At 66.3% G+C, this 15,632-nt stretch carries 19 protein-coding genes and 1 tRNA gene; 3 read left to right on the top strand and 17 right to left on the bottom strand.

All coding sequences use genetic code 11. The features are described 5' to 3' along the window. Positions 1 to 37 precede the first annotated feature (37 nt). A complete protein-coding gene (locus ASD37_RS29590; protein WP_056560452.1) occupies positions 38 to 355 on the top strand; it encodes a hypothetical protein in 318 nt (105 codons plus the stop codon). Here the strand turns inward: ASD37_RS29590 and ASD37_RS29585 are convergent. The 6 genes from ASD37_RS29585 to ASD37_RS29560 all read right to left on the bottom strand — a co-directional run bounded on the left by ASD37_RS29585 (position 352) and on the right by ASD37_RS29560 (position 4,943). Then, on the bottom strand, positions 352 to 831 hold the full coding sequence (locus ASD37_RS29585) for a hypothetical protein (RefSeq protein ID WP_056560449.1): 480 nt from the start codon (positions 829 to 831) through the stop codon (positions 352 to 354). The two genes, ASD37_RS29590 and ASD37_RS29585, sit on opposite strands and share 4 nt — an antisense overlap. An 8-nt stretch (positions 832 to 839) precedes the next feature. After that, on the bottom strand, positions 840 to 3,044 hold the full coding sequence (locus ASD37_RS29580; protein ID WP_056560447.1) for a DUF4185 domain-containing protein: 2,205 nt from the start codon (positions 3,042 to 3,044) through the stop codon (positions 840 to 842). 111 nt (positions 3,045 to 3,155) lie between these two features. Next, complete coding sequence (locus ASD37_RS29575; protein ID WP_056560444.1) at positions 3,156 to 3,515, bottom strand: hypothetical protein; 360 nt, start codon at positions 3,513 to 3,515, stop codon at positions 3,156 to 3,158. Positions 3,516 to 3,581: 66 nt separating this feature from the next. After that, positions 3,582 to 3,986 (bottom strand): HNH endonuclease, encoded by a 405-nt coding sequence (locus ASD37_RS29570; protein WP_056560441.1) that lies wholly within the window; start codon positions 3,984 to 3,986, stop codon positions 3,582 to 3,584. Positions 3,987 to 4,031: 45 nt separating this feature from the next. Next, positions 4,032 to 4,106, bottom strand: a tRNA-Thr gene (locus ASD37_RS29565). Positions 4,107 to 4,127: 21 nt separating this feature from the next. Continuing rightward, positions 4,128 to 4,943, bottom strand: a complete 816-nt coding sequence (locus ASD37_RS29560) for a hypothetical protein (protein ID WP_056560439.1) — start codon at positions 4,941 to 4,943, stop codon at positions 4,128 to 4,130. A gap of 109 nt (positions 4,944 to 5,052) precedes the next feature. Here ASD37_RS29560 and ASD37_RS29555 point away from each other — a divergent pair, with 109 nt between their 5' ends. Together ASD37_RS29555 and ASD37_RS29550 are read left to right on the top strand one after the other, a co-directional pair. Next, entirely contained in the window at positions 5,053 to 5,772 is a 720-nt protein-coding gene (locus ASD37_RS29555) for a response regulator transcription factor (protein WP_056560436.1), read from the top strand. Between the two features lie 56 nt (positions 5,773 to 5,828). Beyond that, positions 5,829 to 7,301: a cell wall metabolism sensor histidine kinase WalK gene (locus ASD37_RS29550; RefSeq protein ID WP_082570490.1), complete on the top strand. Its 1,473-nt coding sequence runs from the start codon at positions 5,829 to 5,831 to the stop codon at positions 7,299 to 7,301. On the opposite strand, the gene ASD37_RS29545 is transcribed toward ASD37_RS29550, so the two are convergent. The 11 genes from ASD37_RS29545 to ASD37_RS29495 form a co-directional block, all read right to left on the bottom strand. Then, entirely contained in the window at positions 7,298 to 7,702 is a 405-nt protein-coding gene (locus ASD37_RS29545; RefSeq protein ID WP_056560430.1) for an HIT family protein, read from the bottom strand. The two genes, ASD37_RS29550 and ASD37_RS29545, sit on opposite strands and share 4 nt — an antisense overlap. A 74-nt stretch (positions 7,703 to 7,776) precedes the next feature. Beyond that, positions 7,777 to 8,124: a DUF732 domain-containing protein gene (locus ASD37_RS29540; RefSeq protein ID WP_162253331.1), complete on the bottom strand. Its 348-nt coding sequence runs from the start codon at positions 8,122 to 8,124 to the stop codon at positions 7,777 to 7,779. Positions 8,125 to 8,163: 39 nt separating this feature from the next. Continuing rightward, on the bottom strand, positions 8,164 to 9,018 hold the full coding sequence (locus tag ASD37_RS29535; protein ID WP_200960033.1) for an SDR family NAD(P)-dependent oxidoreductase: 855 nt from the start codon (positions 9,016 to 9,018) through the stop codon (positions 8,164 to 8,166). Next, complete coding sequence (locus tag ASD37_RS29530) at positions 9,015 to 9,446, bottom strand: nuclear transport factor 2 family protein (protein ID WP_056560424.1); 432 nt, start codon at positions 9,444 to 9,446, stop codon at positions 9,015 to 9,017. Before ASD37_RS29530 ends, ASD37_RS29535 begins: the two co-directional genes overlap by 4 nt. 8 nt (positions 9,447 to 9,454) lie before the next feature. Then, positions 9,455 to 10,582: an NDMA-dependent alcohol dehydrogenase gene (locus tag ASD37_RS29525; RefSeq protein WP_056560421.1), complete on the bottom strand. Its 1,128-nt coding sequence runs from the start codon at positions 10,580 to 10,582 to the stop codon at positions 9,455 to 9,457. Positions 10,583 to 10,678: 96 nt separating this feature from the next. After that, positions 10,679 to 11,218 carry a nuclear transport factor 2 family protein gene (locus ASD37_RS29520; RefSeq protein WP_056560418.1) on the bottom strand — a complete coding sequence of 180 codons (540 nt, stop codon included), beginning with the start codon at positions 11,216 to 11,218 and terminating at the stop codon, positions 10,679 to 10,681. A gap of 2 nt (positions 11,219 to 11,220) precedes the next feature. After that, complete coding sequence (locus ASD37_RS29515; RefSeq protein ID WP_056560415.1) at positions 11,221 to 11,427, bottom strand: ferredoxin; 207 nt, start codon at positions 11,425 to 11,427, stop codon at positions 11,221 to 11,223. Between the two features lie 8 nt (positions 11,428 to 11,435). Beyond that, positions 11,436 to 12,827: a cytochrome P450 gene (locus tag ASD37_RS29510; protein ID WP_056560412.1), complete on the bottom strand. Its 1,392-nt coding sequence runs from the start codon at positions 12,825 to 12,827 to the stop codon at positions 11,436 to 11,438. Beyond that, a complete protein-coding gene (locus ASD37_RS29505) occupies positions 12,824 to 13,648 on the bottom strand; it encodes an SDR family oxidoreductase (RefSeq protein ID WP_056560409.1) in 825 nt (274 codons plus the stop codon). Before ASD37_RS29505 ends, ASD37_RS29510 begins: the two co-directional genes overlap by 4 nt. A gap of 13 nt (positions 13,649 to 13,661) precedes the next feature. Next, entirely contained in the window at positions 13,662 to 14,864 is a 1,203-nt protein-coding gene (locus ASD37_RS29500; protein ID WP_056560405.1) for a cytochrome P450, read from the bottom strand. Further along, a complete protein-coding gene (locus ASD37_RS29495) occupies positions 14,861 to 15,445 on the bottom strand; it encodes a TetR family transcriptional regulator (protein ID WP_370073105.1) in 585 nt (194 codons plus the stop codon). Before ASD37_RS29495 ends, ASD37_RS29500 begins: the two co-directional genes overlap by 4 nt. Positions 15,446 to 15,632: the final 187 nt, after the last annotated feature.

The raw sequence follows: 15,632 nt of genomic DNA, 5'->3' as shown, positions 1-15,632 counted from the left end.
TAGTTTGGCGAGCTCAGCAACAGACGAGAGGCGTGCCATGTACATCCCGCGATCCCGAGTCCTCGTGACGGCTGGCGCCGCCCTCGCCGTGGCGGCAGCGGTCTACGCACCGATTGCCGCTGCCGACGACACCATCGTCTGCGAGCCAGGCCAGGTTGTCCTCGACGGCAACTGCAACGTCCCCGCTCCGGCGCCGCAGGACGACTTCGCGCCGCCGGCCAGTGACTTCTTCGCCCCGGCTGCCGAGGCGCCGATGGGTGGTGACAGCGTCGACGTCGGTGGTGGCGGAGTCGACGTGGCCACCGGTGGAGTCGACCTCGGTGGTGGCGGGGTCGACGTGGGCGGCGGCCACTAGGGCAGTCGCTGCCACAGGCAGTCGCCGGTCAGCTCGATGGTGAACAGCCGGGGAACCACCTCCAGCGACAGTGGCTGACCGGGTTCGCCGTGATCGGACTTTGGCGGAGTCAGGGTCGGGGTGCCGGAGACCACCGCGAATTGGGTTGCCCCGCAGGTGCTCTCAGGTGTCAACGGGGTGGCCGCCCAGCGCCCCGATTCGAGCATCGGGTTGCGACGTCCCTGGCCGTGCAGCGTCATCACGGGTCCGGTGCTCAGCCACTCGTCGCTCATCGGGTACGGATCGGCGACGGCTTGCCAGCTGGTTCCGTCGCAAGCGATCGGTGCGGTGTCACCAGCCGGCAGCGTCAACGCATCCTTGACCTCCGCGGTGCACGACGCATTCGGCTGGGGCGCGACGGGGTCGGCGTTGGCGACCGCCAGCGGCGACGAACCGAAAATCCCCGCCGCCACCCCGATCGCGATGCAGCGCAACACGATTCGTCCTAGACCTTGGTGAGATCGGTCTTCATCAACATCACGTTGTACTCCGACCACAGCGACAGGTTCCAGTACAGGTCGGTGCCGGTGCCCATCGTCGACGACGACCACGGATGCATCATCGGTGCGTAGATGCCGCCCTGCTGCTGTGCCATCAGAATCTTCGCGCTCGACCAGGTGCCCTGAGGGGTGTCCGAGGTACGCATCACGATGTTGTTGAACTGATCGCCGTGGAGGACGACGTACTTCTTGAGTTGCTTGTTGTACTGCACCGACATTTCGCTGACCTGATTGCCCGGCTTCCCGACGCCACAGGCGCCGGTGTCCTGGCCGAACGCGGCCGTGGCCTTGGAAGGCTGGTTCTTGTACCAACCCGCCGGGGTGGCGCCGATGCCGAACCAGCCGCCAGCCTTGCCCTTGCTGTAGTACTCGTACTTGCTGGTGTCGAGGATGTCCTTCTCCGCGACGCGCGACACGTACGCGGCGCCCTGGCGGCCGTTGGGCGTCCCGTAGTTGTAGACGTAACCGTCGCCCGGCCGGACGAAGGCGCCCTGCTGGAACTTGTCGTTGCCGCCGACGGGCGAGTTGTAGCGGACCGAAGTCGGTGCGACGGTCCAGTTCTCGCCGTTGTCGGTGGAGTAGGCGATCGCGGAATAGTTGGTTGACCACGTGCCCGCAGCGCCCCAGTTGCTCACCGACATGAAGTTCACGTACTGGGTGACGCCGAACTGGGTGCCTGGCGTCGGGATGGAGATGCCCGCCGTGGGGATGAGGGTGACACCGGCGGGCAGTCCGGAGGGATGGATGATCTGCCGCGCGGTGGTCGGACTGCTCAGCGGCGTGCCGCCGAACATGTTGCCGTTGAACCACTCTCCGTTGGGGATGGTCATGCCGTCGGAGAGGTCGGTGTCGGCGCTGCGGAGCAGCACGTTGAAACGCCAGTTGCCGGTCATGTTGGCGCCACTGAACGTGTCGCCGAACGCCATCAGCACCTGATGCTCGTTGTACGGCGTGGTGGGGTCGTCGACCATGCCGTTGTCCCACATGACGCCGACGTCGGTGCCGTTGATGCCGAAACGCTTCAGGGTGTCGGCTATCAACGGGTTACCGGTCTGATAGTTGCCCGTGACCCACTGGACGAACTGGGTGGACGGGCTCAATTGCGCACCGGGAAGCGGGAATCCGGGCACGTTGACCGCGGCCGCCTGCGCGAGGGCCGCGGTGGCTGCGGCCAACGAGACGCTGGTGGCGTCGACGGCCGTGGCCGGGGTCTGGGTGGCGCGGCCGGTGACGGCGTTGACGAAGTGGTCGAATTCGCGGCGCGCGAACGCAAGCAACGACCACGCCAGCGGTGGCTCGGCGGGGGTCGGTGAGCCCGCGCCCATGAACGGGGTCAGCATCCAGTTGACGACGCTCGACACGACGCCGCTCACCACGGCCAGCGGATTCGGCGGTGCCTGGCGCGCGGGGGCGTCGGGCGTGACCGTGACGACGGTGACCTGCGCGGGGGACGCCGACTTTGCAGCGGCCGAGACGACGGCGAGGCTGGCGGTCTTTGACGCCGGGTCCTCGACGTTCTGCTTGGCTGCGGTTGGCGTGGCGGTCTTCGGCTCAGACGTCTTGCCGGTGTCCGTTTTCAGGGTGTCCGTCGAAGTGGGTGCCGGGGTGGACGCGGCTGCGGGGGTGTTCGGCTTGGGCTTCTTGGTGGGCGTGGGGCTGGGAGTCGGCGTCGCGGTCGGCGCTGGCGTGGTCTCCGGCTCTTCAGGTGCTGTCGCTTCGGGCTCGAGCTCGGCTTCGGGCTCGAGGTCGGCTTCTGGTTCGGGCGTCGGCTTCGGAGTGGGGGAGGCCGTGCTGCCGGAAGTGCCGGAGCTGCCGGTGTTGGTCTGGGCGCTGACGACCCCGCTGGTGGCCGATCCGGAGGTCCTCGTCGAGCCCGTTGGCTTGTCGTCGGACCCGGTGGGTGCGGCCGTTGGCGCGGTCGAGGCCTGCGCTGCGGCCGGGGCGGCGCTGTCGCCGGTGTTCGTCGAGGTGCCGGTGGTCGTCGAGGTGCCGCTAACGGAGGCGCTCGCGCTCGACGACTGGCTACTCGACGACGAGCTGGTGGACGTCTCGTCGGCGTTGGCGACGCCGTATCCCGTCGCGACCGCGGTGCCGACTCCCAATGCGACGGCTAGACCGCCCACTCGACCGATGTATCTAGACGCTCCCATGCCTGGCCCTCCCGATGCGCTGAACTGCTCTTCCCCGGTGAAGGCTGACTTTCACAACGTTCACTCCTGTTGCCTTCGTCCCAGGAGCCGCTTGCGTTACCGGTAGAGCGGTTAGTCGAGCTTCTTCAAGGCGTCTTCGTACAGCTCGAAGGCCTCGGGCAGCCCGTCGCCGACCCAGGCGTCGACGATCCCGACCTTGTCGGCCACCAACTGAATCTGGGTGGCCCACGTTTGGAAACCCTGGTCCGTGCGGAGCGCCTCGATCTGGTCATGGGTGCCCTGGATGAGGATGAAGCCGCCGAGTTCGGTGGTCTGCGGCTTGAGGATCGCGGCGTCGAAACGCTCGATCCGGCCGTCCGCGGAAAGCTGCTCGAGGTACGTGGTCAGCGACGACTTGAGAAGCGCCAGCGCCTGGCTCTCGCGTCCGCGGGCCGGAATTCCCCAGGCCACCCACACACCGGCTTCGGACACTGGCTCCTCCTCGGCAGATTGCTACGTTCGTTGCGGACACTACCGGCCGTTGGGCCCGGATCGGGGCTAGTACGACTGCCCGTCGGCGTATCGCTGGCGTCGGGAGTGCCGGCCGTTGCCACGGTTTCGACTCTTGTACGTCGCCAGCTGCGAGTCGCAGTTTGGGCAGACCAGCCGGAGGTTTTCCCGCCGGTTGTTCGTCGGGTTCCCGTCGACGTGGTCCAACACCAAGGCGAGGTGCGCGCCCAGCCACGTGTTCGCTCCACCGCAAATGACGCAGCAACCACCCTGCGCGTCGGAGAGGTATTGCCGGATGTAGTGAGTGCGGCGGCTGTCGACCGACGCCTCACCGGTCTCGAGCCAGAGCTTGGTGCCAGCGTCGCGCCGGGCCATGGCCTGACATGCGTTGCCGCAGAACACCTTCTGGCTGCGCCGCGAGAGGAACGAACCGCAATGTCGACACTGCCTCATGGGGCAGAGATTACGACGGCCTACCGACAAGCATTCGCTGCCATGTGGAGCCCCCTATCGGGATCGAACCGATGGCCTACATATTACAAGTATGTTGCTCTACCACTGAGCTAAGGAGGCGTGCGCGCCTAGCTTAACGGCTCACTCTTCCGCGTCGATGACCTGTGGGGCAGTCACCGGCCGGGGATTCGGTCGCCGCCCACGCGAGCGTGGCAGCGGGATTCGGCCCGCGATGTTGCTTAGCGGATTGACGACCTGGCTGAGCGTGATGACGGCTTCGTGCAGCGCGTCGATCGTCGGGGTCAGGGCCTCGAGCCCGGGGGCGAGCCGGTTGAGGGTGTCGGCCACGTCGGCGAGTTTCATCAGCGCGCCTTGCTCCGCGGTGAGGGTGTCGAGTAGACCGCCCTCGGCGAGCAACTTGTCGGCGACGCCGTCCTCGCGCAGGATGCGCTCGATCAGACCGTCGTTGGCGAGCAGCTGGTCGGCGAGTCCGCCCGGTGCGATCACCCGGGACACCGCCCCGTCGTCCGTGGTTAGACGGTCGACGAGACCGCCCTCGGACGTCACCTGGTCGATCAGCCCGCCGGGCGCCACCGCGCGGGCGACGGGACCGTTCTCGGCGGTCATCCGGTCGAGCAGGCCGCCCTCGGCGGTCAGCTGGTCGACGAGCCCACCCGGTCGAAGCAGCCTGTTGAGTGGTCCGTCGGGGGCCAACGCCCGCCCGAGTGGGGCGTCGTCGTCCATCAGGTGCGCCAGGCGGTTGGCGCGTTCGACGGCGTCTTCGAGACCCAGCATCCCTGCGAGCGACGATCGGCCTGCGGGCACCCTGCCGTCGTCGAGTCCCCGTTGGACGACGGCCAGCGTCTCGGTGGCGATGCCGAGACCGATGTCGGCGACGGCGAGGCCGATGCGGGCCGGTGCGGTCGCCACGTCGACGAGGGCTTTGCCGAGATTCATGGACTCAGTCTATGGCGACGGTCACACGCAGAACCCTGGGAAGCAACTCACAGGAATCTCACAGCGCTCCTGCAGCGTCAGACCATGTGAATGGGAGGACATTGTTCACATGGCCATGGCTGCAATTCCGGAGTTCATCCCCGAAGCGAGAATCCTCGTCGTCGACGACGAAACCAACATCGTCGAGTTGCTCTCGGTGAGTCTGAAGTTCCAGGGCTTCGAGGTGCACACCGCGTCCAGCGGGCCCGCGGCCTTGGACAAGGCGCGGGAGATCCGCCCCGACGCGGTCATCCTCGACGTGATGATGCCCGGGATGGACGGCTTTGGCGTGCTGCGCAGGCTCCGCGCCGACGGCATCGACGCGCCCGCACTGTTCCTGACCGCCCGCGACTCGCTCCAGGACAAGATCGCCGGCCTGACCCTCGGCGGCGACGACTACGTCACCAAGCCCTTCAGCCTCGAAGAGGTCGTGGCGCGGTTGCGCGTCATTCTCCGTCGCTCCGGGCGCGGCGTCGAAGAGCCGCGCAGCGCCCGGCTGACGTTCGCCGACATCGAACTCGACGAGGACACCCACGAGGTGTGGAAGGCCGGCGAGCCCGTCTCGCTGTCGCCGACCGAGTTCACCCTGCTGCGCTACTTCATCATCAACGCCGGCACGGTGCTGTCGAAGCCGAAGATCCTCGACCACGTCTGGCGTTACGACTTCGGCGGTGACGTCAACGTCGTCGAGTCGTACGTGTCGTACCTTCGCCGCAAGATCGACACCGGCGAGAAGCGTCTGCTGCACACGCTGCGCGGCGTCGGATACGTGCTTCGCGAGCCGCGCTAACGCGTTATATGCGCGAGTTCGCCAGCCGACGGTCACGCGTTTTGCACAATGTGGGAATGACGGGGGGAATGTCTGGTCTTCGGGGGCGCGGTATCCCACTGCGGGTGGGGCTGGTGGCCGCGACCCTGGTGCTGGTGACGTGTGGCTTGCTCGCCTCCGGCGTCGCCGTCACCTCGATCATGCGGCACAGCCTGATCAACCGGGTCGACGAAACCCTGCTCGACGCCTCCCGCGGCTGGGCGCAGGCGCCCCGCCGGATGCCGGCCACCCCCATGGAGGATCCAAACCCGGCCAGGCCGCCGTCGGACTTCTACGTTCGCGGCATCGACTCCGACGGGCGCATCTGGATGGCGGTCAACGATCGCGATGCCGAACCCGCCTTGCCCGACAGCAACGACGTCGGGCCCGTTCCCGTCACCGTGGGGTCGATCGACCACTCCGACGTGCAGTGGCGGGCGATGACGGTGCGGGGATTGCACGGTGAGCTCACCACCGTCGCCATCGACCTGTCGGACGTCTCGTCGACCGTGCGTGCGCTGACGTGGTCCCAGGTGGGCATCGGTGTCGCGGTGCTCCTCGTGCTCGGCATCGCGGGCTTCGCCGTCGTGCACCGCAGCCTCAGACCGCTGGTGGAAGTCGAGCAGACCGCCGCGGCCATCGCCGCTGGCGAGCTCGACCGCCGCATCCCGGAACGGGACACGCGCACCGAGGTGGGCCGACTTTCGTTGGCGCTCAACGGAATGCTGGCCCAGATTCAACGGGCGGTGGCCTCGTCGGAGGCCTCGGCCGAGAAGGCCCGCACCTCCGAGGACCGGATGCGACGGTTCATCACCGACGCCAGCCACGAGCTTCGAACTCCGCTGACGACCATTCGCGGGTTCGCCGAGTTGTACCGCCAGGGCGCCGCGCGTGACGTCGAGCTGCTGATGAACCGCATCGAGAGCGAGTCCCAGCGGATGGGCCTGCTCGTCGAGGATCTTCTGCTGTTGGCGCGGTTGGATGCCCAGCGCCCCATGGAACAGCGTCGGGTCGACCTGCTGTCGCTGGCCAGCGACTCCGTCCACGATGCGCGGTCGGTCGCCCCGAAGCGCACGATCACCATGGAGGTGTTCGACGGCCCGGGGACGCCCGAGGTGCTCGGTGACGAGGCGCGACTGCGGCAGGTGATGGGCAACCTGGTGGCCAACGCACTGCAGCACACTCCGGAGTCGGCGAGCATCGCGATTCGGGTCGGCACCAAACAGGACAGCGCCATTCTGGAAGTGGCCGACGAAGGACCCGGCATGAGTCGCGATGACGCGCACCGGGTCTTCGAGCGGTTCTATCGCACCGATTCGTCGCGGGCGCGGGCCAGCGGAGGAACGGGTCTCGGCCTCTCCATCGTCGACTCGCTGGTGTACGCGCACGGCGGCACGGTCAGCGTGACGACGGCGCCGGGCCAGGGCTGCCGGTTCACGGTGCAGTTGCCGCGGATCGCCGAGGTGCCGGTGGTCAACGACCCCGGAGCCGACGAGCCCGCGACGGTCTAGGCCAGTTCGGCCAGGGCGGCCGTGATCTTGGCCTGTGCCTCGTCCAGTGACTCGGGCGAGGGATTGCGGTCGACTCCTGCGAAGCCGAAGTCGGACAGGTCGCGCGCCGGGAAGACGTGTACGTGCAGGTGCGGCACTTCGAGGCCGGCGATGATCAGGCCAGTCCGTTCCACGTCGAACGCCTTGGACTGGGCCTTGCCGATGCGCTGAGCCACGGCCATCACGTTGGCGAAGACGCTCGCGTCGACGTCCTGCCAGTTGTCGATCTCGGCGCGCGGGACGACGAGCGTATGCCCTTGCGTCATCGGCTCGATGGTGAGGAACGCGACGACGTCGTCGTCCTCGTAGACGAACCGACCGGGGATCTCACGGTTGATGATCATGGTGAACACGGAGGCCATGGATCGAGCATGCCAGAGCGCCCGACATCACCGTGCCCGACGCCCACCTCGAGGCGAACGGGCGTATTGCCGACCTAGAAGCCGATCGTGGACTTGATCATCTCGGGGCAGTACGTCTTCACGGCCAGCCCGGTGAAGGTGGTGGCGACCTTGCGAGGGATGCCGCTGGCAACCACACCGGAGACGGTCCACGCGAACGACTTGGCGCCCTTCTTCAACGAGGGGCAGACGTTGTGGGCGACGGTCTTGGCCACTATCTGGTTTTCGAAACCGATGCCTGCGGCGCCAAGGGCGGCCATGAAGGCGTCGTCGGCCGGATTGGCGTTGGCGGGCGCGGCGGCGATGGGCGCCACCGCGACGGCGAGCCCGGCAGCTGCTGCCAGCAAACGAGGCTTCAGGGTTCGGGCGGAGCGGTTGGTCACCAGAAGACCATGACGCACATTTGCTGACTTGTCCAATTGTCAGGTCTGTCGGTTGCCGCGGACGATGCCCTCCAGCTCGGCGACGGACCACGGCGGCGACCCGTGGTGGTCCCGGTAGGCGAGCAGGCTCGGCGTTCGCCGGTCGAAGCGGCCGACGAAGCCGCCCGCTGCGACCAGAATCTGTCCGCTGACGTCTTCGGCCAGGTCACCCGCCAAATACGCGTATACGGCTGCCGCATACTCGGGCGGTGCCGCGTCCAGCGCGCCCTGCATGCTGATCTCGTCGAGCAGGCCACGCCGGTGCAGGTCGGCGATCTGGGCCTGGTAGTCGGGCCCCGTCGACAGTCGCGTCCTGGCACCGGGACAGACGACGTTTGCCCGCACGCCCGTGCCCTTCAGCTCGGCAGCAATTGCCAGGGTCAGGCCGTTGACGCCGCCCTTGCCCGCCGGGTAGCCGGTGCCGCCGTAGTCGCCCAGGAACGCGAACGAGCTGGTGTTGACGATCGAGCCGCTGCCCTGCGCGACCATCTTCGGTGCGGCCGCCCGGCACGTCTCAAAGGCGGTGAGCAGGTGCGCGTCGAGGAGCTCGCGAAACTGCCCCGACGTCACGTTGAGGATCGACGACCCGCGCGGTTCCGGGGTTCCTGCGCAGTTGACCAGTGCATCGATGCTGCCGAATTCGTGGACGCACCTGTCGACGAGGGCGTCCGCCACCGCCGGATCGGCCGGGGAACCGGCGTGGCCGACGGTGTCACCGCCGATGCCGTCGACTGCGTCGGCGACGGCACCGGCGTGACGTCCGTTGACGACCACTCCAAACCCCTGGGCGCTGAGCAGTTCGGCGACGGCGAGCCCGATCCCTCGTGAGCCGCCGACGACCACCGCTCCGGTCAGCTTGGGTCCTTCTGGCCGAACTGCATGGCGTCCATGTTCCAGTAGCCCCGCAGGTTGGTAATCAGCCCGGAGTCGTTCACCCGGTAGGTGAAGACACCCCGCACCGTCGCCGTGAAACCGTTCGGAAACTCGGTGTGCAGCACCAAGATGTACGCGATCTCCGTTGGCGAGCTCGACGTGAACGTCTCCTCGCGGGTGACGGTCAGCCGGTTGGGGCCGATGTTCGCGTCGTAGAAGGCGGCCAGCGCCTCCTTGCCGCGGACCCCGGTGCCGTCGGGGTTGGTGACGGCCTCCCCGATCGGGTCCTCCACGACGACGTCGTCGGCCATCAGCGCCAACCAGCCGTCGCGATCTCCCGCCTGGACGCACCGCCACGATGCTTCCGAGGCGGTGACGACCGGGGACTGCTCGGTGGTGATCTCGGACATCGAGGCGCCTACCTGTCGGCGTCGGTGAAGCGGATGACGCCGCGGATGTTGCGGCCCTCCAACATGTCCGTGTAGCCCTCGTTGATCTGCTCCAGCTGGTACTGCCGGGTGACCATGTCGTCGAGATTCAACCGGCCCGCCTTGTACATCGACAGCAGCTGTGGAATGTCGAAGTGTGGGTTGCCGCCACCGAAGATGGTGCCCTGCAGCCTCTTCTGCATCAGGGTCAGCATCGCCAGGTTCAGCGTCACGTTGGTGTCCATCATCGAGCCGATGGCGGTGAGCACCGTGGTGCCGCCCTTGGAGGTCAGGTTGACGTAGTTGTCCACGTCCTTGCCCTCGAGCTCGCCGACGGTCACGATGACCTGCTTGGCCATCAGCCCGTGGGTTACCTCGGCGACACCGCCGAAGGCCGTCTCGATGTCCGGATAGGCGTGCGTCGCACCGAATTTCAGCGCTGCATCGCGCTTCCACTCGACGGGCTCGATGACGAAGAGGTTGCGTGCGCCCGCGTTGACCGCGCCTTGGAGCGCCGACATGCCGACGCCGCCGACGCCGATGATCGCGACGTCGTCGCCGGGGCGGATGTCGCCGGCCTTGACTGCGGAGCCGTAACCGGTCGTCACGCCGCAACCCACCAGGCAGGCCACTTCGAAGGGGATCGACGGGTCGATCTTCACCACCGAGCTCTTGTGCACCACCATGTACGGGCTGAACGTGCCGAGCAGCGTCATCGGGAAGACGGGCTGGCCCTTCGCCGTGATGCGGTGCGTGCCGTCGGAAACGGCGACGCCACCCAGCAGGCCTGCGCCGAGGTCGCAGAGGTTGCGGAGACCGGCCTGACAGGACGGGCACCGACCGCACGACGGGATGAAGGACAGCACGACGTGGTCACCGGGTGCGAGGTCCTCGACGCCGGGGCCGACTTCGGTGACGATGCCTGCGCCCTCGTGCCCACCGAGCACGGGGAAACCCATCATCGGGATGCCGCCCGTCACCAGGTGATGGTCGGAGTGGCACATGCCAGACGCTTCCATCTGGATTTTGACCTCGTCCTTGACGGGGTCGCCGATCTCGATTTCCTCGACCGACCAGGGCTGGTTGAACTCCCAGATGAGCGCGCCTTTTGTCTTCACGAGTACCTTTCTCGACTTGAGATGTGGGTCAGTGGCCACAGACTAGAGCCTCTAGTTAACTGGATCACACCCACCCCAAGCAACTGCTTGGTGGAGTTAAAAGAGGCCGACCGGGCTTTGGCCCAGCGGGTAGTAGCCGGGCAACTGCTCACCGGCCATGCTGCGTTCGATGCGCTTCTGCATGGTCGGCGTCAGGTCACCGGATTCGATGAGCTTGATGAAGGCCTTCTGCACGTGGCCGAAGTCGAAGAAGTCGCGCTGCCACTCGATCATCAAATCGTCGTTGAGCCGGAACCAGCTGCCGCCGATGCCGTAAATCTCGTCCTTGGTGCCGTCGCCCTTGGTGGCGACCTGCTTCCAGAAGCCGACGATCTCGCCCAGCTTTTCGTCGACCAACACCTTCTGGTACTCGTAGACCCAGTTCTCCAGGCCTTCCATCTCCAAACCGAGTGCGACGTCGCGGATTTCGTCGCGTCCGACGCACATGACGTCTTCCTTCGGGCCGATGTTCCACCCGTAGGTGGCGTCCTCGGTGTAGAAGTCCGCCATGGGCTTCCAGTCGCCTGCCGCTTCGGCGTCCTTGTTGGCCTGCAACCACCGTTCGACCCACTCGTCAAGCTGTTCGCGACTCGCCATGATCAATCCTTTTCCTTGAGTGAAATTGCTTGGGTGGGACACATGTCAATCGCCCGCTCGACGTCCTCGCGGAGGTCGTCGGGTGGCTCGGCGTCGAGGATCTCGACGACTCCGCGCTTGGGCACCGCGAAGACGTCGGGGGCCTCCAGTTCGCACATGGCGTGGCCCTGGCACAGGTCCTCGTCGAGTTCCACGCGGTAGCAGCCCATGGGGATACCTACTCCACACTTCCCTGGTTGCTGCGCTCCTGCCCGCCGGAAGACCGCTTGCGGTAGCGAACCTTGGCTGGCTGGGCCAGCTGGACGACCATCTTGGAGTGGTCGTTCTGGTAGCTATCGGCAGGCTGGGACATTTCGAACTCATACTCGCGCAACAGGACCGAGAAGATCGCCTTGATCTGCATCTGGGCGAACGCCGCTCCGACGCAGCGATGCTTGCCCGCGCCGAAGGGGATCCACGTCCACCGGTTGGCGAGATCTTCCTGACGCGGCTTGTCGTAGCGGTCGGGGTTGAAGTCGTCGGGGTTGGGGAAGTCCTCGGCGATCCGGTTCGAGATCGCCGGCGAGGCGGCCACCATCTGGCCCTTGTGAATCGGGTATCCCGCGACCTCGAATTCGTCCTGCGCGACGCGCATCAGGATGATCAGGGGCGGGTGCATGCGCAGCGTCTCCTTCAAGGAGTTGTCGAGCCTCGGGATCTGGCGCAGCGCATGGAAACTCACCTCCTGGCCGTCGGCGTAGAGCTCGTCGAGCTCCTGCTGGACGTCGGCGTAGACGTCGGGATGGCGCAGCAATTCGATCAGAGTCCACGACGAGGTGCCCGAGCTGGTGTGGTGACCCGCGAACATCAACGAGATGAACATGCCGGTGACTTCGTTGGCCGTAAAGCGGTGGTTGCCGTCGTCGTCCTTGATCGACACCAGCACGTCGAGCAGGTCGCGGTCCTGTTTGCCCTTGGGCGGGTTGGCAATTCGACCATCCATGATCTCCTGCACCAGCTCGACGAGTTTGACGCGTGACTCGTCGCGGATGCGGAAGCTCTCGATGTCCATGTAGGGGTCCACGTAGCAGAGCGGGTCGGTGCCGCGCTCCAGCTGGTGGTAGTAGTGCGCGAAGCGGCTGTCCAGCTGCTCACGGAACTTGAGGCCGATGAGGCAGGCGGTCGAGGTGTAGATGGTCAACTCCGAGAAGAAGTCGAGCAGTTCGATCTCGCCCTCGTCGCCCCAGTCGGCGATGATCTTCTTGACCTCGTTCTCGATGGTCGCGGCGTGACCCTTCATCTGCTCACCGCGTAAAGCGGTGTTGTGCAACATCTCCGCGCGACGCTCGGGGTCGGCGTCGAACACCACGCCCTCACCGAAGATCGGTGTCATGAAGGGGTAGGCCTCGGCCTGGTTGAGCTCGGCGTCGCTGGACCGGAAGAAGAATTCGTTGGCCTCCGACCCTGACAGCATGACGACCTGCTTGTCGACGAGCTGGAACCAGCCGACGTCCCCGCATTCCTCGCGAATCCGATTCATCAAACCGATTGGGTCGGTGCGGAACTCCTCGAGATGGCCGTACTCCTCCTCGCCGCCGGATACCCGGGGGACGTCCTTGGTGATGGTCATTTCAGGTTCTCCTCGTTGAGGATGAGCTTCTGGCGCTCGGCGGGATCGCTGGTCAGGGGAGCTTCGGGCTGAAGCTCCATGTTCGCGATGTACCCGCCACGCGGGGTCTCCGCGACGAAGGTGATCGCGCGCGCCAAATCCGATGCGCGCAGGAAGTAGTCGTGGCGAGCCTGGCCCCACTTGGCCCAGTCGTCGAGGGCGGGGCCGATCTGCTCGGCCGGAAGGCTCCAGCCCATCGACGTCTTGGTGGGGCCGGGGTGCACGATCGACGCACGGACCCCGGTGCCCTCGAACTCCATTTGAAAGTTGTTGACCATGGCCACCAGTGCGGCCTTCGCTGCACCGTAGGCGCCCATGTGCGGCCGTTGCCGCAGTGCGACCTCGGAGCCCACGAAGATCAGGTCGCCCCGCTGCCGTTCGAGCATCCCCGGCAACACCGCGGTGGCGAGGCGGTTGGCCCCCACCAGATGGATCTGCAGCTGCGAGTTGAAGTCGTCGGTGCTGATGTCGGCGAGCTTGCCGAAGTAGGTGTCGCCGGCGCCGGCGACCAGGATCTCGATGTCCCCAAGAGAGTCGACGGCATTGGCCACGAACGACTTCACCGAGTTCGGGTCGGTGACGTCGAGGTGAAATGCGACGGCCTCACCACCGTCGGCGCGAATCTTGCCGACCAGGTCGTCGAGCTTCTCCACCCGACGGGCGCCGAGCGCGACGGGAAAGCCACGTGCCGCAAGCGCGATGGCGGTGGCCTCCCCGATGCCTGCAGACGCACCCGCGACGATGGCGGGCCTGCGGTCGGGAAGGGGTGAAAAGCGGGGCATTGCGAAGGTCCCTTCAGCGGGCTTGGATGGTGATGGGCAGATGGGCGAAGCCGCGGACGCTGCTCGAGTGCACTCGAACGGAATTGGCTTCGTCCACCTCGTAGCCGCGGACGCGCTTGAAGAACTCGGTGAGGGCGACCTGGGCTTCCATCCTGGCCAGGTGCGCGCCAAGGCAGAAGTGCGCGCCGCTTCCGAAACTGACCAGCTTGGAACCGATTTCGCGGTCGATTCGGTAGTCGTCGGGATCGTCGAACACCCGGTCGTCGCGGTTCGCCGACCCCGGCAGCAGCAGGAGCACGTCGCCCTCGGGGATCGTGGTGTCGTAGAGGGTGATGTCGGCGGAGACGGCGCGGGCCAGGATCTGGCTGGACGTGTCGTACCGCAACGTCTCCTCGACCCATGGCTTGACCAGGGAGTGGTCGTCGAACACCGGGGCCAGCTGGTCGGGGTTCTTGAAGCCCCAATATGCGGCGTTGGCAAGGAGTTTCGTGGTGGTCTCGTTGCCTGCGACGACCATCAGGAACAGGAACGCGATGATCTCCTCGTCGGTGAGCTTGTCGCCGTCGATCTCGGCCTCGACGAGTGCCGAGGTCAGGTCGTCGGAGAGCTTCGCGCGCCGCGAAGACACCATGTCGGCGTAGTAGACCATCAGGTCGGCCGAGGCCTGGATCGCTTCGGCCGGGACGTCCTTCACGCCGTCGTCGCGGTGCATCACGCCGTCGGCGAGGGCGCGGATGCGGACGCGGTCCGACTCGGGGACGCCCATGAGTTCGGAGATCACGTCCATCGGCAGCTTGCCTGCGAAGTCGTCGACGAAGTCGAAGTCGTCGGACTGCACCGCGGCGTCCAGATGCTGGACTGCGATCTCGGTGACCCGGGCCTCCAGCTCGCGAATTCGCCTGGGGGTGAACCCCTTCGACACCAACGTGCGCAACCGCAGATGGCCGGGGTCGTCGAGCGCCAGGAACGACATCACCCGGTGGGCGTGTTCGTTGCGCGAGATCGGGTCCAGTGAGACGCCGTGCTTGTTCGACAGGGAGGTGCTGTTGCGAAAGCCCTGGACGACGTCGACGTGCCGAGACAGGGCCCAGAACTTCTGGTCGGAGTTGCGGTACAACGGCGCCTCGTCGCGCAGGCGTCGGTAGTAGGGGTACGGGTCCTCGTGGAAGTCGTAGTCGTAGGGGTCCAACAGGACGTCCGACGTGCTTGCGGTCATGTGTGTTCTCCCAAGATGAGGCCGACGACGTAGCTGAGCCGGTCGGCGATCTGGTGGTAGGTGAATGCGCCGCTGCCCGCGTTGACGAGCGCGCCGAAGTACGTCATCTCCAGGGCCGACACCACCCGTGGATCGGTGTCGGGGCCGGCCGCGGACTTGATCCTGCGGTGGATTTCGAGGCCAATGCGGTCGCGGACCCGTCGCACCGTTGGATCGTTGCCCGTCAGCAGGGCCGTCGTGCACGCGGCCGCGACCTCGGGTTCGTCGGCGACCACCAGTGCGAGGTTGCGCAGCGCCTTCTCGACGCGGATCGGCATCGGCTCGTTGACGTCGGTGTAGTACGGCACCTTGCTCATCAGGTCGAGGTAGATCTCGGCGATCAGATGATTCTTCGACGAGAAGTACGTATAGGCCGTGGCCGGTGCCACCTTGGCGCGCGCCGCGACGGCGCGCACCGTCAGGTCGGCGTACGAGGACTCCCGCAGCATCTCCATGCCCGCGGTGAGGACCTTGCGGAAGGTCTCTTCCTGCCGTTTGTTGCGTGGCGTCTCGTCGGAGGACGACCCGGTCGGCTCGGCGATTGCAGCCGCGGCATCACTGGACACATGTCCAAGTTATCCGACGAGGTCGGCAATCGGCAAGCGCTGTCGGTAAGTCGAGGGGAAGTCGCAGTTGGAAGCCGACTTTGGCGCCTGCGAGCCGGGTCGGCCTTGCCACGGTCGCGCACGTGCAGTTATGGTTCGACTCAACATGGCCGGACAGGTGTCC

Source organism: Mycobacterium sp. Root135, assembly GCF_001426545.1.
In the GTDB taxonomy this organism is placed as follows: Bacteria; Actinomycetota; Actinomycetes; order Mycobacteriales; family Mycobacteriaceae; genus Mycobacterium.
The sequence above is the reverse complement of the archived record's forward strand: the minus strand, read 5'-3'. Positions and strand labels throughout refer to the sequence as shown.